Origin of the sequence: Methylophaga sp. UBA678, assembly GCF_002299105.1 — a bacterium.
In the GTDB taxonomy this organism is placed as follows: Bacteria; Pseudomonadota; Gammaproteobacteria; order Nitrosococcales; family Methylophagaceae; genus Methylophaga; species Methylophaga marina.
In genome coordinates, this window is record NZ_DBNG01000032.1 from 21,902 (window position 1) to 47,381 (window position 25,480).

A 25,480-nucleotide genomic window follows, 5' to 3' on the forward strand; every position below is an offset into this window, starting at 1 on the left:
TCCCATGGCTGCTTAAGACCGTTATATCCAAACAGGTTGAACTGTTTCGGTCAGTTTTCGATCAAATTTCTAATAGCTGTATTGCAACTGCCAGCGGTTATTCCCCCACACCGTGTTAAAACAGCGATGTAGATAGTGACATGACTATTATTTTACAAGCCTGAATTTAATCAATATGAAATATATTGTACTCATTTTCCGTCAATCATGGCGAACCATAACTCACAACCAGCGTTTACGTTTTTTGTCTGACTTTTTTGGAAAAGGTAAACCACCAGCATCTGCTTCAACCGTTACCCATTCATAAGGTTCTTGATCAATCCGCACCGCTGTCAATGTTTCGCCCCACACGGCGCCACTGTCCAATGAAAACACATTACCGTAACGACCAACGCCCAGAGTAGACCAGTGCCCAAACACGACTCTGTCGTTGGCCGTCATTCTATTGGGCATTTCAAACCAGGGACGTTGGTGTAATGGTTTATCTTCAGGCGCCCCTTTGAACTTAAGTGCAATTCGACCATCTTCATGGCAGTAACGCAGACGGGTAAAGCAATTGGTGATAAAACGAAGTCGATCCCAGCCTTTCAGCTCAGGCGTCCATCGTTTAGGTTTATTACCATACATATGCTGAAAGAAATCACGCCAATTATCCCCGCTTAAAACCGCTTCGACTTCTTCGGATCGTTGCTGTGATTCTTGCACTGACCACTCTGCAGGTATTCCTGCATGTACCATACTGAAATCTAGGATGGGATCGTGATAAAACAAAGGTTGTTGTCTTAACCAGGTAATGAGCTCTTCTCTGTCAGGAGCAGAGAGAACTTGCTCAATCGTATCCAAATGATGTTGATATTCAACGACACCGGCAGCATTAGCCAGTAAATGTAGATCGTGGTTGCCTAATACGGATATACAACTATTACCTAACTGCTTTGCTAACCTTAATACTTCTGCTGACTTAGGGCCTCGATTCACCAAATCACCAGCCAGCCAAATTTGATCAAGGGCTGGATCGAACTGAACTCGATCCAGCATTTTTACTAACTCATCGTAACAACCTTGAACATCACCTATTGCATATACAGCCATACAGACGTGTGCCTGTGTCTAGCGACGGCGATAAAGTGGTTCAGGACGAAGTACCGTTGCCTGGTAACTTTCGCTGAAGTCATCAAAAGCCTTCAAGGCTTTGTCAATACGGTTGGGATTGGCAAGCTCAAAGCTGTTAATTCCACACTGTGACATATAGAACAACTGGTCATATAACACATCACCTTGAGCACGTATCTCAGCTTTAAAGCCATAACGTTCACGTAGCAGTCTCGCAAATGAGTAACAACGCCCATCAGTAAATGCTGGAAACACCAGAACGATCAATGAGAAATGAATTAAATCTGGCACCACTTCTTCCAGAGGATCATCACCGCTCAGACGAAGGCCTAATTCACCTTCATGTTCAACCAGTGTTTCATGTTGTTCCTGCCACCGGGCTAAAGAAACGGTAATATTGCCTGCAATCAGATCTGAATCATCATCCAGGTGTGTCCAATTATCTTCGATGATTTCACGATCTTTAATTATCTGCATATACACGCTCCTTAAATGGATCAATACCTAAACGACGAACTGTGGCCAGGAATGACTCATCTTCATGGCGTAAATCGACATAGGCATCCAGTAAATGACCAACGGTGTCGACTACGTCCTCTTTAGGTATCGCCTTACCTAGACGCTCTCCAAGAGAGGCATCTGCCTCAGAGCTACCGCCAAGTGTGAATTGGTACCATTCTTCACCTTTCTTATCGACACCCAGAATACCGATGTGACCTACACTCTGGTGAGCACAACCGTTCATGCAGCCTGAAAACTTGATCTTGATATCACCTAAGTCATAAAGATAGTCAAGATCACCAAACCGTTCCGCAATCTGTTTAGACAGAGGAATAGACTTAGCATTAGCCAGACCACAATAATCCAGACCAGGACAGCAAATAATATCGGTTAATGTATTCACATTTGGTGTAGCCAGGTTGTCAGCCTCAAGTCTTAACCATAGGGCATATAAATCAGCCTGCTTCACATCCGCAAACACCAGGTTTTGAGTGTGCGTTGAACGCACTTCACCTAAGCTGAACTCATCAGCCAGATCAGCAATGACGTCAAGCTGATCAGAGGTCACATCACCCGGCGCAACACCTGGCGCTTTAAGTGATACATAAACCGCACGATAACCGGGCTGTTTATGAGCAAACGTATTCTGTTTCGCCCAGCGTGCAAAAGCATTATCTTCAGCCAAGGCTTTATCAAAACTGTCATCCGCTGCTGCATCAGCATCGTATTCAGGCTCTGTGAAATACGCTTTCACACGATCAATTTCTTTTTGATCTAAAACGAGTTGATCACGAATTTGTACCCATTCAGCTTCAACCAGTTCACGGATATGATTGATACCGTGCTCACGAACCGTGATTTTAATACGTGCTTTGTATTTGTTATCACGACGACCCAGGCGGTTATAAACACGCAGAATCGCTTCCAGATAGGAGAGCAAATCCTTTTTCTCAAGGAAAGGTCTGATTTGTTGACCAATGATTGGCGTACGACCTAAACCACCACCGACAAGCACTTCAAAACCGACTTCACCTTCGTGATTTTTAACCAGATGTAAGCCGATATCATGCAATTTAGTGGCTGCACGGTCTTCTTCAGAACCAATAACGGCAATTTTGAACTTACGTGGTAGATAGGCAAACTCAGGGTGGAAGGTTGACCATTGGCGAATAATTTCAGCCCACGGGCGTGGATCTTCTATTTCATTGGCATTGATACCTGCAAACTGATCAGAGGTCGTATTACGAATGCAGTTACCACTACTTTGAATAGCGTGCATTTGTACAGTGGCCAGTTCAGCAAGAATATCTGGCACATCCTCTAACTTCGGCCAGTTCATTTGGAAATTCTGGCGCGTCGTGAAATGCACAAACCCTTTATCGTAACGACGTGAAACGTCTGCAATTTTACGAACTTGTTGTGAAGACATCAGTCCATAAGGAATGGCAACACGTAACATGGGTGCATGTATTTGGATATACAGCCCGTTCATCAGTCGTAAAGGACGGAACTGTTCTTCAGTCAGCTCACCCGCCAAGAAACGACGTGTTTGATCACGGTACTGCTCTACCCGTTGCTCAACCATCGTTTGATCATACTTATCGTATTGATACATTTAAGCTCTCTAAACTCTAAATACCGGACCCGCTATTATAACCGCCGCGGTATATAACGGGAAATTATAAATACCAATATCTATATCGATAAATTCATTAATACCGCGTCATTACTATCATTTAATGCAACCATAAAATACACGGTTATTGTGTGGCATTGTTGATGACTTTTTCATTGTGCGCGTCATTTTCAGTATTCCATTAGATTTCATCTTGAGACTTATAGTCAGATGCTTAAGTGTTATCAGCGTGGGCTCTTTGTCATTGATAAAAATCGTTATACTGACGCATTTATCGCTAAACAGGGTTCTTGGCATGTCTAAAGCAAGCCGACAAAAACAGCGTTTATGGCTGGTTATCGCTTTCGGTTTTTTAATTTGGGGGGCCAGTCATTATCAGCCTCACCAGCAAAACGTTAATAAAGTTGATACAGCATCGATATCATCACTTTATCAACAACAGAAAAGTGACGTTTTAGTTGAAGTAAAAGGGACGGTAAGTCGGATTCTAACTGATGATAATAAAGGCAGTCGTCATCAACGTTTTATCATTACCTTGCCGGATAAACTCACGGTATTGATTGCTCATAATATCGATCTTGCACCTCGCATTGACTCTCTCAACATGGGTGATGAAGTACATATTTTTGGTGAATACGAATGGAATGACAAAGGTGGCGTCATTCACTGGACGCATCATGATCCTGCCAACAAACACCCTCATGGCTGGATTCGCCATAAAGGTCAGCTATATCAATAATGTCTGAGAATCTAACGCGCTGTTATAGCTTTCCGCCCATTGCGGCAACGTCTGCAAAAATCCTGATCCTCGGGTCCATGCCAGGTGCAGAATCATTGCGTCAGCAGCAATATTACGCCCACCCACGTAATGGCTTCTGGCCAATTATGCAAAGTCTGTTTGCTATCTCGACATCATTACCGTATCAACAACGCTGCGAACAACTCACCCACCAACACATAGCGGTATGGGATGTATTAAAAGCCTGTGAAAGACCTGGCAGTCTGGATAGTAATATTGCATCAGACTCGATTGAAGCCAATGACTTTAATGCCTTTTTTCGGCAACACCCCAATATTCATTCTGTCTTTTTTAATGGTGCCAAAGCTGAGCAAATTTATATTAAATCTGTTCTGCCAACATTAGATAAAATATGGCAAAAAATACCAACAGAGCGCTTGCCATCCAGCAGCCCAGCCCATGCTGCTTTGTCATTAGAAGAAAAACAAACCATATGGCTTGAACAGCTAAGTAGTGTAAAAAAGACTAAGCAATAGAAAAGGGGCGTGTTTCACGCCCCTTTCATTTCAGACTAGATTAAGCCTTTAGTGCAGCTGCTACTCTGGCAGCATAGTCCGGGTCAGCTTTTTCAAATTGAGCCAACATACGCTGCTGAATAGATGCATCACACTGTCCAAGACCACCAGCAATATTGTCTGCTAATTGCTGTTTCTGATCCTCACTCATAATACGAAACAAATTACCCGCCTGCGTGTAATGATCATCTTGACCTGTATCAAACCGATCTAACCAAGCACCAGCCTCAACTGGCATAGCAGGTTCCGCTACACTTGTATCTGGCTTAGGCGCATTATCACGATCATTAGGGAAGTAGTTAGCCCCACTCGTCTGATGATGATTACCGCCAGCAGGACTTAACCCCGCCATCGCCCCATCACGCTGATAATGATTAACCGGACATTTTGCCGCATTAACAGGTAACTGATTGTAGTTCACGCCAACCCGATAACGGTGGGCATCCTGATAAGCTATCAGCCGTCCCTGCAACATTTTGTCAGGTGATGAACTGATACCGGGTACAAAGTTACTCGGTGCAAAAGCGGCTTGCTCTGTTTCAGCAAAATAATTGTCTACATTGCGGTTAAGCTCCAGTTGACCGACTTCAACCAATGGAAATTCATCATGTGGCCATACTTTGGTTAAATCAAACGGATTGATCTCAGCATCCCGCGCTTGTTGCTCCGTCATAATCTGTATTTTGGCTGTCCAGCTCGGGAAATCACCGCGGTCAATAGCTTCCACTAAATCCTGCTGTGCTCCATGAGGATCAGCCACTGCAGCTTCCTCGGCTCTCAGTGTTTTGATGCCTTGATTAGTTTTAAAGTGCCATTTAAACCAAAACCGTTCGCCCTTCTCATTCCAGAAACTATAGGTATGTGAGCTGTAACCATTCATATTGCGGTATGAAGCAGGAATCCCGCGGTCAGACATCAAAATAGTCAACTGATGTAATGCTTGTGGGTAATTAGCCCAAAACTCATAAGCCATTCTTGGGTCAGGCACATTAGTACGCGGATTCTTTTTTTGTGAATGAATAAAGTCTGGAAACTTACTCGGATCACGGAGGAAAAACACCGGCGTATTATTGCCTACCATGTCGTAATTGCCCTGCTTAGTATAAAACTTCACAGCGAAACCTCGTGGGTCACGGGCATAATCATGTGAGTCCTGGCCACCACCCACGGTTGAGAAGCGAACAAAGACCTCTGTTCTCTTACCTTCATTCTGTAAGAAATCCGCAATAGTGAGATCTTTTAAGCTTTTTGTGAGGGTAAAGGTTCCGTAAGCCCCGGTACCACGTGCATGGACCACGCGTTCAGGAATTCTCTCACGGTTGAAGTGAGCCAATTTTTCGAAGGTGTAGTGATTGTCATAAGTCAAAGGTCCTCTTGGTCCGACACTGATACTATTATCATCATCAGCGACTGGGGCGCCGGCAGATGTCGTTAAAATTGTTTTGGTCATCGTTCTATCCTTTCTGCTGCATATCATGTTAGGCAAATCAATTGCACACAACAGAGTCTATGGATTTTCAATAGATTTGTATAATTGTTTATTATTGAATTATTGATTGATAAAATCGATTTACATAATTAATGACACGTCAGTCTGAAACTCATTTCACTGTTGCTTAGACATAAAAAAAGCCAGTCAGCAAATACTGACTGGCTTTCTTGAACCACTTTTTGTGAATTATTTGAGAAGTTGACTCAAATCTTTCGCATCCCAATGAGGGAAATGTTTACGAATGAGTGCATTCAACTCCATTTCAAAAGCAGAAAATTCACCTTCCGCGACCACTTCGTGATTACTTGATACTGCATCTGTAATCATGCCAGCGCCAATCGTGACATTGGTCAGGCGATCAATAATGATAAAGGCCCCTGTAGTCCGGTTGCGTTTATATGAATCAAACACAACGGGCTTGTTTAATGAAAACTCACATAAGCCTATTTCATTCAGTTTCAATTCACTGGCTTTATTGTGCTCAAGCGTGTTGACATCAATTTGATAATCAATGCCCGTTAACGCACCACCTGCATCATTGACACCCACTTTGATGCTGTATTGCTTGTTTGGCACCAAGGGTTGTTCTGTCATCCACACGACCATCGCTTTAAACTGGCTTGAGACATGTGGTTGGTGATGATTACTATGTACAAGCATGTCACCACGACTGACATCGATTTCATTTTCTAATGTGACGGTAATCGCTTCGCCAGGCACGGCATGATCCAAGTCACCATCGTAAGTGACAAGCGCCTTCACTTTACTCTCTTTACCCGATGGCAATACGGTGATGTCATCACCCGGTTTTAAGATACCCGATGCCAAAGTACCGCAGTAACCACGGAAGTTCAGATTAGGACGATTCACAAACTGAACCGGGAAACGCATATCATCGAAGTTCGGATCTTTATCTACATCGACGGTTTCCAGTATTTCCATCAGGGTTTGCCCTTGATACCAATCCATTTTCTCACTGCGATTAACCACGTTATCGCCCACCAACGCTGACATAGGCACAAAGTGAATATCTTCCAGTTCTAATTCTCGTGAGAATTCAGTGTAATCATGGCGAATCTTGTCAAACACTTCCTGACTATAATCCATCAGATCCATTTTATTGATAGCCACAACAACGTGTTTAATGCCTAATAAAGAGGCAATAAAACTGTGTCTGCGAGTTTGTGTTTGTACGCCATAACGGGCATCAATCAGGATAACCGCTAACTGACAACTGGATGCACCTGTCGCCATGTTACGTGTGTACTGCTCATGTCCTGGTGTATCGGCAATGATGAACTTACGTTTCGTCGTTGAGAAATAACGGTAAGCCACATCGATTGTGATTCCCTGCTCGCGCTCGGCTTGCAAACCATCAACCAACAACGCTAAGTCAACCTGTTCGCCGGTAGTACCCGACTTGGCACTGTCACGCGTCACGGCTTCCAATTGATCTTCGTAGATCATTTTCGAGTCATGCAGAAGGCGGCCTATCAGCGTACTTTTACCATCGTCCACGTTACCGCAAGTTAAAAATCGCAACATCTCTTTATTTTCATGCTGCTTCAGATACGCTTCGATGTCTGTGGCAATCAGGCTATCTGATTGATATGAACTTGATTCAGTAGTCATCTAGAAGTAACCCTCTTGTTTTTTCTTCTCCATAGAACCCGCTTGATCGTGATCGATAGCACGGCCTTGACGTTCAGATGTCGTTGTCAGCAACATTTCCTGAATGATTTCAGGCAAAGTATCTGCAGACGATTTCACGGCACCTGTTAGTGGGTAACAACCCAAGGTACGGAAACGGACTTTTTCCATGCGCGGCTCTTGGCCTTCAGGAATACGCATACGATCGTCATCGACCATGATGGTCAAGCCGTTGTAGTCAACAACCGGACGTTCTGCTGCATAATAAAGTGGCACAATTGGAATCTGTTCCAGATAAATGTATTGCCAGATATCAAGCTCAGTCCAGTTGGATAATGGGAAGACACGGATGCTTTCGCCTTTATTCACTTTACTGTTATAGATATTCCAGAGTTCCGGTCGCTGTGCTTTTGGATCCCAGCGATGGTTCTTATCACGGAAGGAATACACACGTTCTTTTGCACGCGATTTTTCTTCGTCACGACGAGCACCACCAAAAGCGGCATCAAAACCGTATTTCGTCAACGCCTCTTTCAAGGCATCGGTTTTCATAATATCCGTATAGCGAGGGTGATCGAATGGGTTGATACCGGCTTCTTTGCCTTCTTGGTTGGTATGCACAATCAGTTCGAGACCCAGCTCTTTAGCCTTTTCATCACGAAACTTGATCATTTCCTTAAATTTCCAAGTGGTATCGATATGCATCAATGGAAATGGGGGTTTACCAGGCGCAAAAGCTTTCATAGCCAAGTGCAACATGACGGCGGAGTCTTTACCAATCGAATACAGCATTACTGGATTCTCAAACTCTGCTGCCACCTCACGCATAATATGGATGCTTTCAGCCTCCAATTGCTTTAAGTGTGTTAATTGTTTTTCAGTCATTATCTTTCTCGGTTAGTTAGATTTGACATGCAAGCCGCATTCTTTATTTTCAGGATCTTCCCACCACCAGCGTCCGGCACGAATGTCTTCGCCCATGGTGATAGCTCGTGTACAAGGCGCACAACCAATACTGGCATAGCCTTCATCATGTAATTTGTTATAAGGCACGTCGTACGCTCTCAAATAGGCCCAGACGTTCCCATTTGACCAATCAGTCAATGGACTAAACTTTTGTAAGCCGTGATCATCGTCCCACTCTGACACAGGCAGTTCTGAACGTGTTACAGATTGTGAACGACGCATACCCGTTATCCATGCTTTTTTACCAGATAGGGCTCTGTTTAACGGCACGACCTTTCTAATACCACAACATTGTTTTCTTAATTCGACGCTATCGTAAAAAGCATTCGGTCCGTTATGAGTCACAAACGACTCAACATCCGCCGTGTTAGGGAAATACACCTCTACTTTTTTATCGTAGTGGCTGTTTAATGTTTGCATGAGCTCATAGGTTTCTTTCGGCAAACGGCCAGTATCCAGAGTGAATATGTCGATGCCTGGCGCATGCTTACAGATTAAATCCATCAGAACCATATCTTCTGCACCAAAGCTGGTCGCCAGCGTTGCAGGCAGATAGTTCTGCTCAATGTCTTTTAACACTGCAATCACAGTATCAATTTTGGCGGCTAAAGCCGGTTTTATTTCACTCATTGTTTTCTTCTCACACGAATTGTTGTGGTTAACCCCTCTGAAGAGGTGATCGCACACTCCTGTCCATCCTGAGACAGACTATTAAATACTTCATCAACCGCATCCCCCGTATTGACAAGCAAATCTACCGATTCCTCTATGGCAGTGTGTTTTAATGCTTCACGGGCTTTGATGTAATGCATAGGACAGCCAAACAGGGTCAAATCCACCAACGTTATATCAGACATTTTATGCCCACCAATACCAGTATTACCGCTAATAATGGACGCATTACCTGGTCTGAAATACGCACCCCAAGATGGGTGCCGATAAAAATGCCAGGTAATGAGCCGGCTAATAAATACATCAATAATGTCCAGTCTACTGTACCGACAGCTGAATGCCCGAGCCCTGCAACAAAGGTAAGTGGCACAGCGTGAGCAATATCTGTAGCGACAATTTCTACCCCTCTCAGACGGGGATACAAAAACAATAGAATGACAGCACCAAGCGCACCCGCTCCTACAGATGATAATGTCACCATGACACCTAAAAGCGCACCTGTTATGACCGTAATCATTGCTTTGTTTAGTTCGTTTTCACGAATATCGTAAAGCACACTCACAACGGGGTGGTTTTCCTTGGAGCGTAATAATCTTCCTAAAGGTGCTTTTAATAATAAAGCACTGGATGTCAGGATCAGTGCTACGCCGAGCACTTTAGTAATCAATTCATTATGATTGCCATCATGCATCCCCGTGGCATTCATAAACCATAGAGTAGCTAATGTTGCTGGAATACTCCCCGCAGCGAGGCGCCAGACCACATACCACTTTACGACCCCGTGTCGCCAATAAGACCAAATACCACCGGCTTTGGTGATAGCAGCAAATAATAAATCCGTACCAACCGCAATAGCAGGTTGTATATGAAAGATAAAAATGAGGATGGGCGTCATTAAAGACCCGCCTCCTACACCGGTCATGCCGACCATGATGCCGACAAACAGTCCAGCAAGAAGAAAGCCCCATTCCATCTGTTTTACGCCTTGTATGTTACGAAAATGCTGACAAGTTTACCAAAGGAGAATATTCTATCAATGAATATTATTTACTATCTTTATAAGAAAAACATATATAGATGAAAATTCAGCAATTAAAGTATGTACGCGAAATTGTACGTAGAGGCCTCAGTATCTCGTCAGCAGCTAATGCATTACATGCATCACAACCCGGTGTCAGCAATCAGGTGCAGCAGTTGGAAGAGGAGCTGGGTTTACAAATCTTCGAGCGTCACGGCAAACGCTTGACTGGCATTACGCCTATTGGCCAATCAGTTATCGAGATGGCAGAGCGCGTTTTGCAGGATGTGGAAAATATCCGTCAGTTAGTGGCAGACAGTAAAACAGAACAGTCTGGCACCTTATCTATAGGTACCACACATACTCAAGCTCGTTATGCCCTACCTAGTGCGATAAAGAAGTTCTCTGAGCGCTACCCGAATATACATTTGAACATGGTGCAGGGCACGCCGACTGAGGTAGGTGAAATGGCGGCTACCGGAAAGGTTGATCTGGCAATAGCCACGGAAGGCCTGGCTCAATTCGAGTCACTCGCTATTTTGCCATGTTATGAATGGAATCGTTGCGTTGTTGTTCCGCCAGAACACCCCTTATTATCAGTGAAAAAATTGCGACTGGAAGATATCGCCCAACATGAAATTCTGACTTATGTGATGGGTTTTACCGGTCGCGCCAAACAGGATCAGACTTTTATTGAAAAAGGTCTTCATCCCAATGTCATTTTCACTGCTACCGATGCAGATGTGATTAAAACCTATGTCGAGCTGGAGATGGGTATTGGCATTATCGCCAGTATGGCATTTGATCCGGATAAAGACTCCCCGCTTCAGGCATTGGATGCCAAACACCTATTTCCACCGAGCGTTACACATATGGGTATTCGCAAAGGCAGCTATCTTAGAAGCTATATGTACGCCTTTATCGAGTTCTTTGCTTCACACCTCAATCGAGCAGCGGTGGATAAAGCCATTAACCATCAAGGATAAATTCACATTCCCTCAAGGCAAACACCATGCTAACTTAGCACCTTGCTGTAAACAGCAATCAAAATAACTTAAGAGAAATATCAGGATAATAGAATGAAAAAATGGTTAAATTTACTAGTTGTTTCACTGGCGTTTTTGCCTGCACTTGTGTTTGCACACGGTGCGCCTCGCCTCCAAGTTGAAGAGAGCATTGTCATCAATGCTGACCCAGCGACTGTCTGGAAAGCCATCAACGATTTCGGTAAAGCAGAAGCCTGGATTCCCGTTGTTGAATCAACAGAATCTGAGGGTGGTAATGCACCAGGAGCGACTCGCACTCTCACATTAAAAGGTGGCGCCACGATTTCTGAAAAGCTCAAAAAGTATGATGATGAAAAAATGAGCTTTATGTATCAAATTACCGATATCAGTAGTGCTGGAGAAGTTGATGACCATGGTGAAATGCATGAAGTACCAGCGTTTCCTGTGAGCAAATATAAATCATGGGTCAGTGTTGAAGCGACTGATGGTGGTTCAAAAATCACTTGGTTAGGTAAGTTTTTCCGCGCTTATCACGGTAATGGACACCCACCCAAAGAGCTGGATGACGATACGGCCAAGAAAGCTGTAACGGGTTTATATCAATCCACACTCGCTGACTTGAAAACTAAGTTAGAAAAATAAGTGAAAAAAAGGCATCTTCGGATGCCTTTTTTGTATGCGCTGCATTCTCTAAACTATGCTGATACAGACTAAAAAAGATAACAGCCGTGAATGCCTCCATTGAAAAGATCAAATCGCTACTTCAGCAAACCCTAGCAGAGCTTCCTCCCTCTCAACACCATCTGATTGATGAAGTGTTCAAAGAATTATCCACTCTCAGTCAGACTCTGTCTGGCTCTCAGAGCGATGAGCCTCAGCCTACCATCGATAAAACTACGGGTTGTTATCAATTTGAAGGGGATAACGGCTTTTATTGTCCACACTGCTTTGATAATCAACAACGCAAAGTGTCGACACAACGAATCAACAGCAAACTCCGGATTTGTACCGAGTGCCGTAGTAGTTTGAAACGTCTGAATTAAATACCACTGAAGCTGGTAATAATTGCCGCACTCTTTTAAAATAACGCTATCTCACTAGCAGCAATTGTGATGTGAATTTGCCTCGGGGTGGCGAAAGCCTGAGATGCTTCTCATAAAGCGGACCCGACGAACCTGATCCAGTTAATACTGGCGTAGGGACAGGCTGAAATAGATCTTTCTCTACACCGAATTGGTGTCTCTCGATTTATTCCCCTGTCCTTTTTGATTCAAAAAAGGATAACCATGAAAGCAAAAACACTGGCTATAGCCATAACAACGGCTATGACATCTCCCATGATATGGGCTGAAGTGACGCCTGCTGACTTACCCTCCATGATCGTCAGTGCTGACTTTCGTCCGAACGATGCTCATGACACTCCGGTGAGTTTAACCACGATTGATAAAGACACTATTGATTCTCGTGGTGCTCAACATATCGAAGAGGTGCTCAATCTCGCGCCTAATGTCAATGTCTCTAGTGGCGCCTCACGAGGACAATATTTCCAAATTCGTGGCATTGGTGAACGTAGTGAATTCCAAGCACCGCTTAATCCGTCTGTTGGTTTATACATAGATGGCATAGATTTTAGTCGCAGTGGCGGTGCGGCTACCTTATTTGATATTGAATCTGTTGAGGTATTACGCGGTCCACAAGGCACCCGTTATGGTGCAAATGGCATGGCTGGCACCATCAACTTAAAAAGCACTGAGCCAACGAATGATTTGAAGATGAAGTTTGAATCAACTCTGGCGACCTACAATACCCATGCAGAAGGCATTGCTGTTGGTGGACCGTTAATTGAGAATACCTTACTAGGACGTTTTTCTGTCCACAGCTACAAATCAGATGGCTTCATGGATAACGATTTTTTAGGTAGAGATAATACTCAAAATCGAGATGAAATTACGGCTAGAGGTCACCTTAAATGGCTTGCTACAGATGACCTAACTATCGATCTTAATGTATTACACTTAAACATTGATAATGGCTACGATGCTTTCACACTTGATAACAGCCGTAACAGCTTGTCAGACCAACCTGGCAAAGATGCTCAAAATACCAATGCCTTTGCTTTAAAGGCCGATTATCGTGCGAATGATAAAGTACAACTCCAATCAAACCTCAGTTATTCAAAATCTAATCTAGAGTACAGCTATGATGACGACTGGTCTTATAAATCACAATTTGATGCAGGACTCGATCCATACAGTGGCTTTGATCAGTATAAACGTAAACGTGAAAATACAGCCTTAGAGTTCAGAGCATTATCTAATGAGAATGGACGAATCTTTTCTGACACTACTGACTGGACATTAGGTGTCTATGTATCAAAACAACGTCAAAATCTGGATCGCACATACTACGAAAATGTTCTTACAAGCGATGCCGTTACCGGATATGTGACAAAAAACAGTTATGAAACTGTTAATACAGCCCTGTATGGTCAATTAGATACAGCACTCACCGACAAACTTACGTTGATAAGTGGTCTCAGAGCAGAATATTGGGAAGCTGACTATAAGGATTCAGCAGGTCTTTCCGATGAGCCCGATGATTTGATGTTTGGAGGCAAGCTAGGGCTTGAATATGCTATCAATGAAGATCATATGGCCTTTACAACCTTATCTCGTGGCTACAAAGCGGGGGGAATCAACGTTGAACCTAGAATTAGTGATGACTTACGCTCTTTTGATACAGAGTCATTATGGAATCTAGAAGCTGGCTTAAAGTCATTCTGGCTAGACGGTGACTTAATAACATCTTTGACAGCTTTTTATACACGCCGAAGTAATGCTCAAATAAAAAACTCAATCAGTGTACCTAAAACATCTGGACCTGGAACCGATTTTGTTGACTATTTTGTGAATGCTGAAAAAGTTAGGAATATAGGTCTTGAAGCTGAGTTAGATTGGTTTATTAATGAAAAATATCGTGTTATTGCATCATTGGGTCTCCTAGATGCAAAACTGGAAGATTATGAAAACCCTGAATTATTAGAAGAGGGTATCAAATTGAGTGGCAGAAGAATCGCACACGCCCCTGCCTATCAATTTAATCTGGGAGGAGAGTATTACTTTGCCCCAGGCTGGACTTTTAAAGCCAATATGGAAGGAAAGGATGAGTTTTATTACTCAAACAGCCACAATGCAAAATCGCACTCTTATGTTCTCTACAATGCCAGCATCGAATACAAAAAGGATGAGTGGAAAGTCACATTATGGGGACGTAACTTGTTCGATAAAGACTACTATACGCGAGGTTTTTACTTTGGTATTGACCCGTCAAAATCTTATGCTGAAGAAACCTACACTCAATACGGTGATCCACGTGTCGTAGGCTTAACATTAAGTTACGACTATTAATATCTAAAGAGGGCTTTAAAGCCCTCTTTTTTACGAATTAAGGAAGAAGATATGCGCGTCTCAGTTGATATCAGTTTATACCCTCTGACTGAACAATTTGTCGAACCGATTCTGGCTTTCATCAAAAAGCTGGAAGATAACCCAAAACTAAATATTTCACGGAATAACCTAAGCACACAAATCTTTGGTGAATACCGTGATGTGATGGATGCCATGGATAGTGAAATTGAAGCGGTGTTTGAACAATTACCGCACAGTGTGTTTGTGTTGAAAATGATCGGAAACGATCGTTACCACGTAGAAGATTAAACGAGTTCTCTGATGATAGATGCCGCAATAAATGGTCTGCTGGCCTTATCCGCTTGGGAAGTGACCGCCGCATTACTCGGCATGGCTTATGTCATTCTGGCGGCGCGTGAATCACAGTGGTGCTGGCCAATGGCGTTTATCAGTACACTCATCTACACCGTGTTATTTTGGGAGGGTCAGCTTCCCATGCAAGCCCTGCTCAACTTCTATTACATGGGTATGGCGATTTATGGCTTCGTTTTATGGCGACAACATCAGCAAAACAATAATGAGTTAGTCATTCATAGCTGGTCATTGAATGCCAATTTGCAATTCATCGTAGCAGGCGTCGTGATTAGCTTTTTAGTAGCTTATTACCTGGATATCAACCAAGCATCGCAGCGTCCTTACCTAGATGCTGGCATCACCGTATTTTCTGTGATGAATACCTGGTTGATGGCCAGAAAAGTCCTGCAAAACTGGTTTTATTGGATCATTATTGATGCTGCTTCCGTCGTGTTGTATTACCAGACGGGTTATTATGCAACGGTTGTCTTGTTCTCAATCTACACTGTGCTTGCTACCGTTGGTTTCGCCAACTGGATCAAGCTATATCGTCAACATCCACTAACTCAGACTCACTAAATGCAAGCGGTTATTTTTGATATGGATGGGCTGCTGATTGACTCAGAGCCCTTTTGGAAACAAGCTGAGAAACGTGTATTTTCAGCCATAGGTGTTGAAATCACCGATGCACTGTCTGCCAAAACAATGGGCATGACGACGCGTGAAGCCACTGAGTTCTGGCTTGAACATGCAGACTTGTCGCTAAGTCAGGATTCAATGGAACAAGTCGAAAATGATGTGATCGATGAAGTTGCCTCATTAACCGCTACCAAAGGTCAGGCTCTACCCGGTGTACATACCTTGCTGGAACAGCTAAAACAACACAAACTCAAAATTGGTCTGGCAACTAACGCTCCGGCACGTCTCGTTCCCGTCGTATTAGAGCGGCTAGATATCACGGCATTTTTTGATAATTATGTCGCCGATGATGATGTTGAACAGGGCAAACCCCATCCCGCCATTTATCAACTAGCGCTACAGCGCATCAACGCAAAAGCTGATCACACCCTCGCATTTGAAGACTCTGTCACGGGTATGACGGCCGCAATAGGCGCAGGTATCCGTACTGTTGTTGTACCTTCAGCAGCCAATTATCACTTACCACACTATGATGCTGCCGCGTTAAAGCTGGAAAGCTTGGACGGGCTGGCACTCGAAGAACTGCATGATTTATTTAGCTAACATTATCGCTAAGTAAATCAAACAACGGTGGCTGCTCCAACCATTGCTGCAGCTTGCTCTCACCCAAGACATTCATCAAAAATAACAATACGCGGTAACTCAGACGACAAGCTGAAAGGTCAGGAATGGGTTGATACTGTGTGTATATTTCGACAAAAAGCTTGGCATGTTGTGGGCTGAGTAAATATTCCAGTAACACCCACTCGAGTTCACGCGGCGCTCTGACAAAGGCATCTAAATCCAAGACGGCTATGGTCCCATCATCACACTGACGCAGTTGATCCCAGCGAAAGTCTGGCATGATCGGCACAAACTGCTCTGGTGACAGTGTTTGACATTGTCCATAACTCATTTTTAGGATGTCAGCTGGGATCGGAATACCATTGCGATCTGATAATAACTGAATGGTCTGTTCCAGCCTTATAGGCCAATCATTTGCACTAAATATGGGCTTTTCAATGCTGCCCCATTTTGTAGATATTTGTAGATGCAATTTGCCCCAGTGATGGGCAAGCTGAATCACGGTAGTGTTATCGATAAACTCTGCACTGAGATCCACACCTTCAAGATAACGAACTAAGACGTAATGTCCTGCTTGTTCAGCTATTACCTCTGGAGTAGCAAATCCACCTTCGCGTTGAAGAAACTGACTAATAAATTGGGTGTATCCCAACGAGTTTGGAAAGTCGAGCTGAAACAGATGATTTATTCCCAACCAAAACATGGAGTCTTGCAATCGCTGTTGATGGCAAACCTTTAAGATCATCTTGCCATCCGCGGAGTCACACTGCCACAGCTGATGAGTACTATCAGGAAATTGTGTATCCAAGGGTAATGCCGGTGCATGTAACACCGGCAGACTTTCTTGCTGCTGTCGGCTCAGTTCAGGGTAGGAATACATCTAACAAGACAACTTTACCAAGGCAATATTTCACCATTCGTGTGCCAGAAGGTGCCACTGGTTTCGAGTGATAATTCTTCCATACGCTGGATAAGTCCTGCTGCTGATTCATCGGGATCAATCAAACCACCATGGCCGGTCATATCGGTACGTACCCAGCCTGGATGTAAAATAGCTACAGCAATGCCCTTGGGTTTCAAGTCAATCGACAGAGATTTCCCGGCAGCGTTCACGGCTGATTTAGACATGCGGTAGGCATAACTTCCGCCAGAATCATTATCATCAATCGAGCCCATACGGCTAGTAATAATGCCGACTTTACTACCCTGACCCAAGTGCTTAAGAAGTGCTTGAGTGGTCAGTAAGGGGCCAAGACTATTCACACGATACATTCTGACAAAGTCATCAATCGCCTCTTCATCTATTTGCCCAAGCCCAATCCCACCGGCAATACCGGCATTATTGATAAGCCAATCTATTTTTCTACTTCCTAATGACTCAGCCAGTTTAGCCAAGCTTTTCGGCTGACTCACTTCCACATCCTCAATGACTTCTACATTTAAGGCGTTTAATTCAGATGAAGCTTTGCGGCAGGTTGCAATAACATGCATCCCTTTTTCTTTAAGCTGCCGGCAGAGTTCTAATCCAATCCCACGGTTACTTCCGGTCACTAGTGCTGTTTGCGTCATTATTTGTCCTCCTTTTTTAGTTGCTGCATTTTTTCTTTTGATGGATTACTGACCACGCCCTCTTCCGTCACAATGGCATCAATTAACGATGCTGGCGTGACATCAAATGCCGGATTCGAAACAGGCACCTCTACTGGCGCAATGGCATGCCCACCTATTTCTGAGACTTCAGAACTCATGCGTTGTTCAATCGGAATCAGGCTACCGTTTTCGAGCGACCAGTCAATTGTTGTCGTCGGGGCGACCACCATCACTTTCACACCATGATATTTCGCTAAAACAGCTAATGAATACGTACCAATTTTATTCGCCGTATCACCGTTTGAGGCAATTCTATCAGCACCAACAATAACCCAGTCCAAGCGGCCACTAGCCATCAATGCGCCAGCAGCCACATCAGCTTGCAAGGTCATCGGGATGCCTTCTTGCATGAGCTCCCATGCCGTTAACCGACTACCTTGCAACCATGGCCGAGTTTCATCGACATAGACATGCTCAATTTTGCCATCCAAGAAGCCCTGACGAATAACGCCTAATGCTGTGCCAAAACCCGCCGTGGCAAGTGCCCCCGCATTACAGTGCGTTAACACGATACTGTCATTATCCAGCAAATCAGCACCATACTGCCCCATGGTTCTATTTGCTTTAATGTCTTCTTGCTGTATGCGATCAGCCAGCGCCAACAAAACTGGTTCAGGTGATTCATATTTAGACAATGTACCGCAGGCTTGTTTCATACGCTCAATCGCCCAAGATAAATTCACCGCCGTCGGCCTTGAGCTTGCCAGTCTTTTTAGTGCAGGTTCCACAGCTTCTTGCCAGTTTTCACCAGCACTGAACCAGGCTTCTCTTGCCGCTAACACAACAGCATAAGCCGCAGTGACACCAATAGCCGGCGCCCCCCGCACAACCATTAATTTAATGGCTTCTGCCACGGCATCAGAATCATGGTAAGTCAACCAGTTCTCGGTATGGGGTAATACACGCTGATCAAGCAAATGGAGTTGTTCATCACGCCATAAGATGGGTTCAATTGTCTGTAATAATCTGGTCAAAACAAGCTCCTGTCATGCTTGATGAATCTTTGTTGTGATTAGTTTGTCATGATAAATGTTTAGAATAGGTTTTCATTCAGCTCAACGGTATAATCGAAGTCTATGGAAAATGTCGATCTGATCATCAATGCACGCTGGGTAGTTCCAGTAACAAAAGACCAAACCGTGTTAGAAAACCACGCCATCATTGTCAAGGATGCACGTATTGTAGCGCTTCTGCCACAAGAACAGGCAAAACAGCTTTATTCTGCGAATGTTGTCCATGATCTCAATGAACATTGTTTGATTCCCGGTTTAATCAACAACCATACGCATACCCCAATGTCATTGTTTAGAGGCTTAGCTGACGATTTACCGTTAATGACCTGGCTCAATGATCATATCTGGCCTGCAGAAAATGCCTTTGTTAGTGATGCCTTTGTTGAAGCAGGTAGTGCACTTGCCATCGCGGAGATGATACGTGGTGGTACCACTTATTTTAATGATATGTATTTTTTTCCTGAGGCCACAGCCAGGATAGTTGATAAATCAGGCATTCGTGCCAGTCTGGGCATTGTTGTTATTGAGTTTCCTACAAACTGGGCGAGCTCGGTAGAAGAATATTTGCATAAGGGGCATCAACTACACGATCACTATCGTCACCACCCTCGAATCAATACCATTTATTCGCCGCATGCGCCTTACACTGTGGCAAACAAAACTCTGGAACAGATCATTACCAATGCCGAAGAAATGGATATGCCCATCAGTATGCATATTCATGAGACTGCCGATGAAGTTGCCCACAGTTTGAAGGAATATGGCGTAAGGCCGCTCGATCGTTTGCAACACATCGGACTACTTTCTCCAAGGCTGCTTGCTGTTCATATGACACAGCTGACCTCCGATGAAATAAAGTGGTGCGCCGAAGCGGGTGTTCACATCGCTCATTGCCCTGAATCAAATTTAAAACTGGCTAGTGGGTTTTGTCCGGTAGCTGAGCTGCATAAAAATGACATCAATGTCACTATTGGAACAGATGGTGCAGCATCTAATAATGATCTGGATATGTTTGCAGAAATGCGACAAACCGCTTTATTAGCTAAAGACGTGGCGAGTGATGCGGCAGCCGTACCAGCACACACGGCCTTAGAAATGGCGACGATAAATGCGGCAAAATCATTGGGAATGGAGCAAGAAATTGGCTCACTCGAAGTAGGCAAACAAGCTGATATAGTTGCTGTTCAGTTATCAGATATCGAAACACAGCCGGTTTATGATGTGGTATCTCAGCTGGTGTATGCCAGCAGCCGTGATAAAGTCACTGATGTCTGGGTGGCTGGTAAACAATTACTAAACTCACGCCAACTTCTGACATTGAATGAAACAAAAGTTATTCAAGACGCCCAACAATGGGCAATCAAAATAGGATCACAGGGTCAATGAGCCAAACTCAAGCAAATGTCGACTTAAATGAAGTAGCAAAATTTGATGCTTTAGCATCAAGTTGGTGGGATCTGGAAGGTCAATCAAAACCCTTGCATGATCTGAATCCGATTCGTTTAGCTTATATTGCAGATCGAACCTCGTTAGATAACGCCAATGTGATTGATGTAGGTTGCGGTGGTGGCATCCTTTCTGAAGCACTGGCAAAAAGTGGGGCCAATGTGACCGGTATCGACATGGGTGAGATGCCGTTGAATATCGCCAAACTCCATGCCTTGGAAGCCGGGCTGACCATTAACTATCAACATATCACCGCTGAAGAAATGGCTAGCCAGCAGCCTGAGTATTATGATGTCGTCACCTGTCTTGAAATGCTGGAGCATGTGCCGGACCCCGCATCCATTATTCAAGCATGTGCCGATATGGTGAAACCCGGTGGTGATGTCTTCTTTTCGACATTAAACCGTCACCCTAAAGCTTATCTTCTGGCGGTATTGGGTGCCGAATACGTTATGAAAATGTTGCCAAAAGGCACTCATGACTACAAACGCTTTATTCGTCCAGCTGAATTATCTGCTTGGTGCCGACAAGCTGGTCTCAAGACCAAAGATATCACTGGAATGAATTACAATCCTCTGACTCGACAGTTTAGTCTTGGCAGCGATGTAAAGGTCAATTACCTCATCCACTGCAAAAAAATCTAATATGACAAAATACGATGCTGTGTTTTTTGACTTGGATGGCACACTGGTCGATACCGCCCCAGATTTAGCTTATGCACTTAATCAAGTACTAGCTGAACATCAAGCCCCCTCGCTTTCATTGGAAACCATCCGTCCAGTCGCGAGTGATGGAAGTCCAGGACTGATTAAGCTCGCTTTTGGCCTAACGCCTGACGCTCCTGAATATCAGGCAATACAAGCACGATTTATTGAACTGTATCGTTTGCATATCACTCGTGAATCCAAGCTCTTTAATGGCATGGATAATGTTCTGCAAACAATTGAAAAGACAGGTTCAAAATGGGGAGTGATTACTAACAAACCTGCATTTCTCACCGCCCCTTTGATGCAAGCATTAAGCCTGAGTGGGCGGGCAAGTTGTATCGTGAGTGGAGATACCACAGCCCATAGCAAACCTCACCCAGATCCGATGCTATTTGCATGTAATGTCGCTAAGGTTAAGCCTGAAAACTGCTTATATATCGGTGATGCTCAGCGCGATATTGAGGCAGGCAATGTTGTGAATATGGACACGCTCATCGCCCATTATGGCTACTTAAAAAGTACTGACCAACCTGAAACCTGGCAGGCCAAAGGCACGGTTTATAAACCGGAAGAAATCCTGAACTGGATTTAACTCTCACGTTATGGCATCGAATAAAGACTTGGTTGCAGCGTATGATTTTTGCTTAACACTTGCAAAGTCTCACTACGAGAATTTCCCAGTCGCCTCAGTTTTGCTTCCCAAGCGCCTAAGAAAACCCATTGCTGTAATTTATGCTTTTGCACGCACTGCAGATGATTTTGCTGACGAAGGGCAGTTTACCAGAGCTGAGCGGATAGCAAATCTACAAAGCTACCACAAGAATCTGACTGATATAGATCATAGAAAATATACCGGCACTGATCCAATCTTTATCGCGCTTGATGATGTCATCACGCAGTTTCAGTTACCCATCTATTTATTTAATGACTTGCTGTCAGCTTTTATGCAGGACGTTGTCAAAAAACGCTATCAAACGATGGAAGACGTTTTGGATTATTGTCAACGCTCAGCTAACCCAGTTGGTCGTTTATTACTGCATTTGAATGGTCAGCCCACTCAACAGCAGTTGAGTGAATCTGACGCAATTTGCACATCTTTGCAGCTAATTAATTTTTATCAGGATATTCTGCAAGATAAAGCAGAGAACGACAGGATATATATCCCTCAACAAACGCTTGCCGAAGCAGGACTGACCGAGGATGACATTACTTCCACAAATAGCCGTAAATTAGCTCCCCTTCTTCGTCACCTATTTCAACAAACCATGGATACCATGAATAAAGGTATTGAGCTTGGTAATGCTATTCAGGGACGATTGGGCTGGGAAATCAGAGCAATGACGTTGGGAGGAATAGAAACATTAAACATATTAATGGCTCAAAATGATGACAACATTTTCAGCCGACCAAGGTTGACACGCACAACACAACTTAAAGTTTTATTATTTAGCCTGTCAAAAAACTATTTGAAACGTCACTAAGATCTTATTTACAGATTCTCATAGCGGTTTGCATCGAACACACCGGCATCAATTGGGTTTTGCTCACGTTGCCATTGAGTGAAATCATGGAATATTTGCCAAAACTTTGGATGTGTTCTACGCACGCCCCAATTCTCAACTAAGGCATCAAATGCTTCTTCAGATTTCGCTTCCATTAACGATTTCTCAAAGACTTCCAATTCATCTGTTTCAATATCAAAGATAAAATTAGGATAACTACCAGCAATACCAGGATAGACCGTTAGACTGTCTTTTTCAGGCTTATAGCGTAATGACTCACCAAAAAGAAAGGCCACATTAGTGTGGTAACGATTACGAATTAAAGAATATACCGTTCTTTCATCACCATGCTTCACTCGTATAAAAGTCAGTTCAGGTAAGAACTGAAGCCCCGACTTCTCTTGGAATGAAGAATTCGTTAATCGACTTAACCTTGAATCAGCCTTTTGTTTCCAGTCTGTCTGAGACACCCTGAAGCAATGCTGATTTTGACAACGATTGATAGGATCATTTCCAGCCGCGTTAACCTGACTAAACTGCGTCAATAGTCTATTAGCCAGTTCGTTTTTAATATCATCAGAGGAAAATGTCTCTTCCGTTCTGATATCAATATCAAGCGGCGCGTATGTGAAGTAAGTCTTTACCGCCCCCATTCCCCGATACCAATCATTTAAGACTGATTTGCGTTTGTCTCGTGGTAATAGTCGAAGAAAGTTATGCTCTGCCCCGTTACGGATTAGATCAAAGTAAAGCCGTGTGTGAAGCTGATGAGCGACATTGCCAAACAAATCAAAATTAACAACTAATTCATAATATGTTCGTTCAAACAGAGGAAAATCCATCCACCAAAGTGTTTGAGGAACCTGCCCGACCATGCCCCTGACAACACTAGCATTATCGAAATGTCTGAACACAGTTAAAAAAGCATTAGTATTATCCCCGTCTCCATCCCAAATCGCTTTAGTCGAAGTCCAGTTTAACGGTGCATCTTGATAATGCTGATCTCGTAAAGATAAATAGGCATTGCGTTTATCTTTATATTTATCCCAGTTTTCTTTCGTTTCTGTCAGGTTATCATCTTGTCCAGGCAAGCCAAGGAGTGGTTCTACTTTTTTTCTGTATTTAGCATCTGTGATGAAAAGATCCTTGGCCGGATCTTGATACATGACCCAAAATTGATCACGAATGACATCTGTTGCTATTTGACCGCGACATACAGGACCGCGGATAAAAGTACGTGTGAAATATTCAGCGTGATCAAGTAAGAATTGATAGCGTGCTTTTGCTGGTATAGCTGAAAAAGTAACAAAGGGATTAGCTCGAGCTTCGTAGTCGTAGCCAGGTAATATATCGACATCCCATTTATCAGTGAAAAAAAGTTTTTCTATATGCTTCTTAAGTTTGTCATCAAACAAAAGTGTTATATGCCGTTTATGAACGGTAATACCTTTGACTAATCGCAGTCGATAGTAGATCGGATGTTCAGGCTCAGAGTTCGGTAGACGCGTTTTTACGATAGAAATTGGTTCACCAGGCGGTGAATAGGATCTGACCAGTTCAAAGAAATGTGTGTTGTCTTGCTTATCATCAAAGTAGAGATGAGCTAAAAATAAATGCTCATATAACCACCGACTAACCAGTTTACGTTGGTTTGATGTTTGATTAAGATACGCTTCCCATTCTTCTATGTCCGAAATCTCATTTTTATTTAACTCAACCTGATCCTTAGAAACCTTAGCACCTTGATATAACCATCCGCTGATTGTTGAAAACTCATCATCTGTCAAACCTGATACAGCAAAGGGCATGCCTGTGAGAGGATAACTTTTTTCATACTCAGAAATGGTATCGACGGTAGGGCATTGGTTTTCACGACGAATACTAATATCAAGTTCTTCTGGTAATTTACTATTGTCTTTAAATTGATGAGTTTTACCCAAAGCTAGCATTCGATATAACAATGACGCCTGAGCATTTTGACCAGAAAGTATTGAATAGAAACCTGCGTTACGCCATTCTTCTTCTGAATTGGCGTCTGTAAACAGCCTTGTCGGAACAATAGGCTCTTGCCTTGTTCCGTCATAAGCATTTAATTTTGTTGCACCACGTAGGACCCCCTCTGTTGATTCCATTTTCAATTGACAGGGCGCATCAAAACAGCCGTGACAAACGACGCATTTTTCCTCAATGATTGGTTTAATATCAGAAGCGTAATCAACATCTGTTGCGAGTGGAAGGGGAAGAGTACTATTCAATTCTAGCTCTTGGCTATCGTCTGAGCATGCTGTTATTAAGCAGGCGATAAAAAAGTAAATCAGTGTTTTGTACATCAATCGCCTTGCTTGATTTCAATATTATAAAAAGCCTATTTTACTTCAATTTAGTGACAGACTGGTTAATGACTAAGACGAATTTTGGCTATATAGAAGATATAACAGACACTATTATTATTTCTAAGCTTTATTTGAATAATAAATTCATAAATCCATACATGATACTTTGTTAACAACAACATAGAACAAACCGCTTCATTTCTACCAATTAAATTACTGACTTCAGCTTACTCACAGTTTCATAAGAAGCTTTAGAACTGAGGAATGAGCCGTTATGATGCAATTTCGATGTGGCTGAGTAAGGTGTATAGAAATCTACAATCTACAAAAAAGCGCCCATGTTAAAGGTGCTCTTTACTGATCTATTAAAGCCTGGCCATTATTTACACGGATGTCGTGTATACCGATAAAACAGGAGCCGTTATCGGTGACCTAC

At 43.3% G+C, this 25,480-nt stretch carries 26 protein-coding genes and 1 riboswitch; of the genes, 13 read left to right on the top strand and 13 right to left on the bottom strand.

Annotation, left to right across the window (positions count from 1 at the left end; translation table 11 throughout):
* Window positions 1-222 precede the first annotated feature (222 nt).
* From B3014_RS14235 to B3014_RS14245, 3 genes are read right to left on the bottom strand one after another with little or no spacing between them, the layout of a single operon-like run.
* Window positions 223-1,092, bottom strand: coding sequence for a symmetrical bis(5'-nucleosyl)-tetraphosphatase (locus B3014_RS14235; RefSeq protein ID WP_289245197.1), 870 nt, complete (start codon window positions 1,090-1,092; stop codon window positions 223-225).
* Between the two features lie 18 nt (window positions 1,093-1,110).
* Window positions 1,111-1,590 carry a DUF934 domain-containing protein gene (locus tag B3014_RS14240; protein WP_289245198.1) on the bottom strand — a complete coding sequence of 160 codons (480 nt, stop codon included), beginning with the start codon at window positions 1,588-1,590 and terminating at the stop codon, window positions 1,111-1,113.
* Entirely contained in the window at window positions 1,577-3,229 is a 1,653-nt protein-coding gene (locus tag B3014_RS14245; RefSeq protein WP_286305510.1) for a nitrite/sulfite reductase, read from the bottom strand. Before B3014_RS14245 ends, B3014_RS14240 begins: the two co-directional genes overlap by 14 nt.
* Window positions 3,230-3,545: 316 nt before the next feature.
* On the opposite strand from B3014_RS14245, the gene B3014_RS14250 reads away from it, so the two are divergent.
* Together B3014_RS14250 and B3014_RS14255 are read left to right on the top strand one after the other, a co-directional pair.
* Window positions 3,546-3,989 carry a DUF3465 domain-containing protein gene (locus B3014_RS14250; protein WP_289245199.1) on the top strand — a complete coding sequence of 148 codons (444 nt, stop codon included), beginning with the start codon at window positions 3,546-3,548 and terminating at the stop codon, window positions 3,987-3,989.
* Entirely contained in the window at window positions 3,989-4,525 is a 537-nt protein-coding gene (locus B3014_RS14255; RefSeq protein ID WP_289245200.1) for a DNA-deoxyinosine glycosylase, read from the top strand. Before B3014_RS14250 ends, B3014_RS14255 begins: the two co-directional genes overlap by 1 nt.
* A gap of 40 nt (window positions 4,526-4,565) precedes the next feature.
* Here B3014_RS14255 and B3014_RS14260 read toward each other — a convergent pair whose 3' ends face one another.
* The 6 genes from B3014_RS14260 to B3014_RS14285 all read right to left on the bottom strand — a co-directional run bounded on the left by B3014_RS14260 (window position 4,566) and on the right by B3014_RS14285 (window position 10,317).
* Window positions 4,566-6,014: a catalase gene (locus tag B3014_RS14260; protein WP_289245201.1), complete on the bottom strand. Its 1,449-nt coding sequence runs from the start codon at window positions 6,012-6,014 to the stop codon at window positions 4,566-4,568.
* Between the two features lie 228 nt (window positions 6,015-6,242).
* On the bottom strand, window positions 6,243-7,688 hold the full coding sequence (gene cysN, locus B3014_RS14265; protein ID WP_289245202.1) for a sulfate adenylyltransferase subunit CysN: 1,446 nt from the start codon (window positions 7,686-7,688) through the stop codon (window positions 6,243-6,245).
* The gene (gene cysD, locus B3014_RS14270) at window positions 7,689-8,591 is read right to left on the bottom strand and encodes a sulfate adenylyltransferase subunit CysD (protein WP_286305515.1); all 903 of its coding nucleotides are present in this window, start codon (window positions 8,589-8,591) and stop codon (window positions 7,689-7,691) included.
* 12 nt (window positions 8,592-8,603) lie between these two features.
* Complete coding sequence (locus tag B3014_RS14275; protein WP_289245203.1) at window positions 8,604-9,302, bottom strand: phosphoadenylyl-sulfate reductase; 699 nt, start codon at window positions 9,300-9,302, stop codon at window positions 8,604-8,606.
* Window positions 9,299-9,529 carry a sulfurtransferase TusA family protein gene (locus tag B3014_RS14280; RefSeq protein ID WP_289245204.1) on the bottom strand — a complete coding sequence of 77 codons (231 nt, stop codon included), beginning with the start codon at window positions 9,527-9,529 and terminating at the stop codon, window positions 9,299-9,301. The genes B3014_RS14275 and B3014_RS14280 overlap by 4 nt, the downstream gene beginning before the upstream one ends.
* A complete protein-coding gene (locus tag B3014_RS14285) occupies window positions 9,517-10,317 on the bottom strand; it encodes a sulfite exporter TauE/SafE family protein (protein WP_286305518.1) in 801 nt (266 codons plus the stop codon). The genes B3014_RS14280 and B3014_RS14285 overlap by 13 nt, the downstream gene beginning before the upstream one ends.
* Before the next feature lie 104 nt (window positions 10,318-10,421).
* Between B3014_RS14285 and cysB the strand changes: the two genes are divergently transcribed.
* From cysB to B3014_RS14320, 7 genes are all read left to right on the top strand, one after another.
* Window positions 10,422-11,348, top strand: coding sequence for an HTH-type transcriptional regulator CysB (gene cysB / locus B3014_RS14290; protein WP_289245205.1), 927 nt, complete (start codon window positions 10,422-10,424; stop codon window positions 11,346-11,348).
* A gap of 93 nt (window positions 11,349-11,441) precedes the next feature.
* Entirely contained in the window at window positions 11,442-12,011 is a 570-nt protein-coding gene (locus B3014_RS14295; RefSeq protein ID WP_289245206.1) for an SRPBCC family protein, read from the top strand.
* Window positions 12,012-12,097: 86 nt separating this feature from the next.
* Window positions 12,098-12,412, top strand: a complete 315-nt coding sequence (locus B3014_RS14300; protein ID WP_289245207.1) for a hypothetical protein — start codon at window positions 12,098-12,100, stop codon at window positions 12,410-12,412.
* A 73-nt stretch (window positions 12,413-12,485) separates the two neighbouring features.
* Window positions 12,486-12,589, top strand: a riboswitch (TPP riboswitch).
* Window positions 12,590-12,655: 66 nt separating this feature from the next.
* The gene (locus B3014_RS14305; RefSeq protein ID WP_289245208.1) at window positions 12,656-14,776 is read left to right on the top strand and encodes a TonB-dependent receptor; all 2,121 of its coding nucleotides are present in this window, start codon (window positions 12,656-12,658) and stop codon (window positions 14,774-14,776) included.
* Window positions 14,777-14,827: 51 nt separating this feature from the next.
* On the top strand, window positions 14,828-15,085 hold the full coding sequence (locus B3014_RS14310) for a YkoF family thiamine/hydroxymethylpyrimidine-binding protein (RefSeq protein ID WP_286305523.1): 258 nt from the start codon (window positions 14,828-14,830) through the stop codon (window positions 15,083-15,085).
* A 12-nt stretch (window positions 15,086-15,097) separates the two neighbouring features.
* Window positions 15,098-15,709, top strand: coding sequence for a nicotinamide riboside transporter PnuC (gene pnuC, locus B3014_RS14315; RefSeq protein ID WP_289245209.1), 612 nt, complete (start codon window positions 15,098-15,100; stop codon window positions 15,707-15,709).
* On the top strand, window positions 15,710-16,372 hold the full coding sequence (locus B3014_RS14320) for an HAD family hydrolase (protein WP_289245210.1): 663 nt from the start codon (window positions 15,710-15,712) through the stop codon (window positions 16,370-16,372).
* Here B3014_RS14320 and B3014_RS14325 read toward each other — a convergent pair.
* The 3 genes from B3014_RS14325 to mtnA are packed head-to-tail and all read right to left on the bottom strand — an operon-like array spanning window position 16,365 to window position 19,017.
* Window positions 16,365-17,273, bottom strand: a complete 909-nt coding sequence (locus tag B3014_RS14325; RefSeq protein WP_289245211.1) for a hypothetical protein — start codon at window positions 17,271-17,273, stop codon at window positions 16,365-16,367. The two genes, B3014_RS14320 and B3014_RS14325, sit on opposite strands and share 8 nt — an antisense overlap.
* Window positions 17,274-17,287: 14 nt before the next feature.
* Window positions 17,288-17,962 (bottom strand): SDR family oxidoreductase, encoded by a 675-nt coding sequence (locus tag B3014_RS14330; RefSeq protein WP_289245212.1) that lies wholly within the window; start codon window positions 17,960-17,962, stop codon window positions 17,288-17,290.
* Window positions 17,962-19,017: an S-methyl-5-thioribose-1-phosphate isomerase gene (mtnA, locus tag B3014_RS14335; protein ID WP_289245213.1), complete on the bottom strand. Its 1,056-nt coding sequence runs from the start codon at window positions 19,015-19,017 to the stop codon at window positions 17,962-17,964. The genes B3014_RS14330 and mtnA overlap by 1 nt, the downstream gene beginning before the upstream one ends.
* Window positions 19,018-19,119: 102 nt before the next feature.
* On the opposite strand from mtnA, the gene B3014_RS14340 reads away from it, so the two are divergent.
* The 4 genes from B3014_RS14340 to hpnC are packed head-to-tail and all read left to right on the top strand — an operon-like array spanning window position 19,120 to window position 22,690.
* Window positions 19,120-20,442: a TRZ/ATZ family hydrolase gene (locus B3014_RS14340; RefSeq protein ID WP_289245214.1), complete on the top strand. Its 1,323-nt coding sequence runs from the start codon at window positions 19,120-19,122 to the stop codon at window positions 20,440-20,442.
* On the top strand, window positions 20,439-21,146 hold the full coding sequence (ubiG, locus tag B3014_RS14345; RefSeq protein ID WP_289245215.1) for a bifunctional 2-polyprenyl-6-hydroxyphenol methylase/3-demethylubiquinol 3-O-methyltransferase UbiG: 708 nt from the start codon (window positions 20,439-20,441) through the stop codon (window positions 21,144-21,146). The genes B3014_RS14340 and ubiG overlap by 4 nt, the downstream gene beginning before the upstream one ends.
* Window position 21,147: 1 nt before the next feature.
* Window positions 21,148-21,801: an HAD family hydrolase gene (locus B3014_RS14350; RefSeq protein ID WP_289245216.1), complete on the top strand. Its 654-nt coding sequence runs from the start codon at window positions 21,148-21,150 to the stop codon at window positions 21,799-21,801.
* Between the two features lie 10 nt (window positions 21,802-21,811).
* Window positions 21,812-22,690, top strand: coding sequence for a squalene synthase HpnC (hpnC, locus tag B3014_RS14355; protein ID WP_289245217.1), 879 nt, complete (start codon window positions 21,812-21,814; stop codon window positions 22,688-22,690).
* An 8-nt stretch (window positions 22,691-22,698) separates the two neighbouring features.
* Here the strand turns inward: hpnC and B3014_RS14360 are convergent, their stop codons facing one another.
* A complete protein-coding gene (locus tag B3014_RS14360; protein ID WP_289245218.1) occupies window positions 22,699-24,966 on the bottom strand; it encodes a fatty acid cis/trans isomerase in 2,268 nt (755 codons plus the stop codon).
* Window positions 24,967-25,480: the final 514 nt, after the last annotated feature.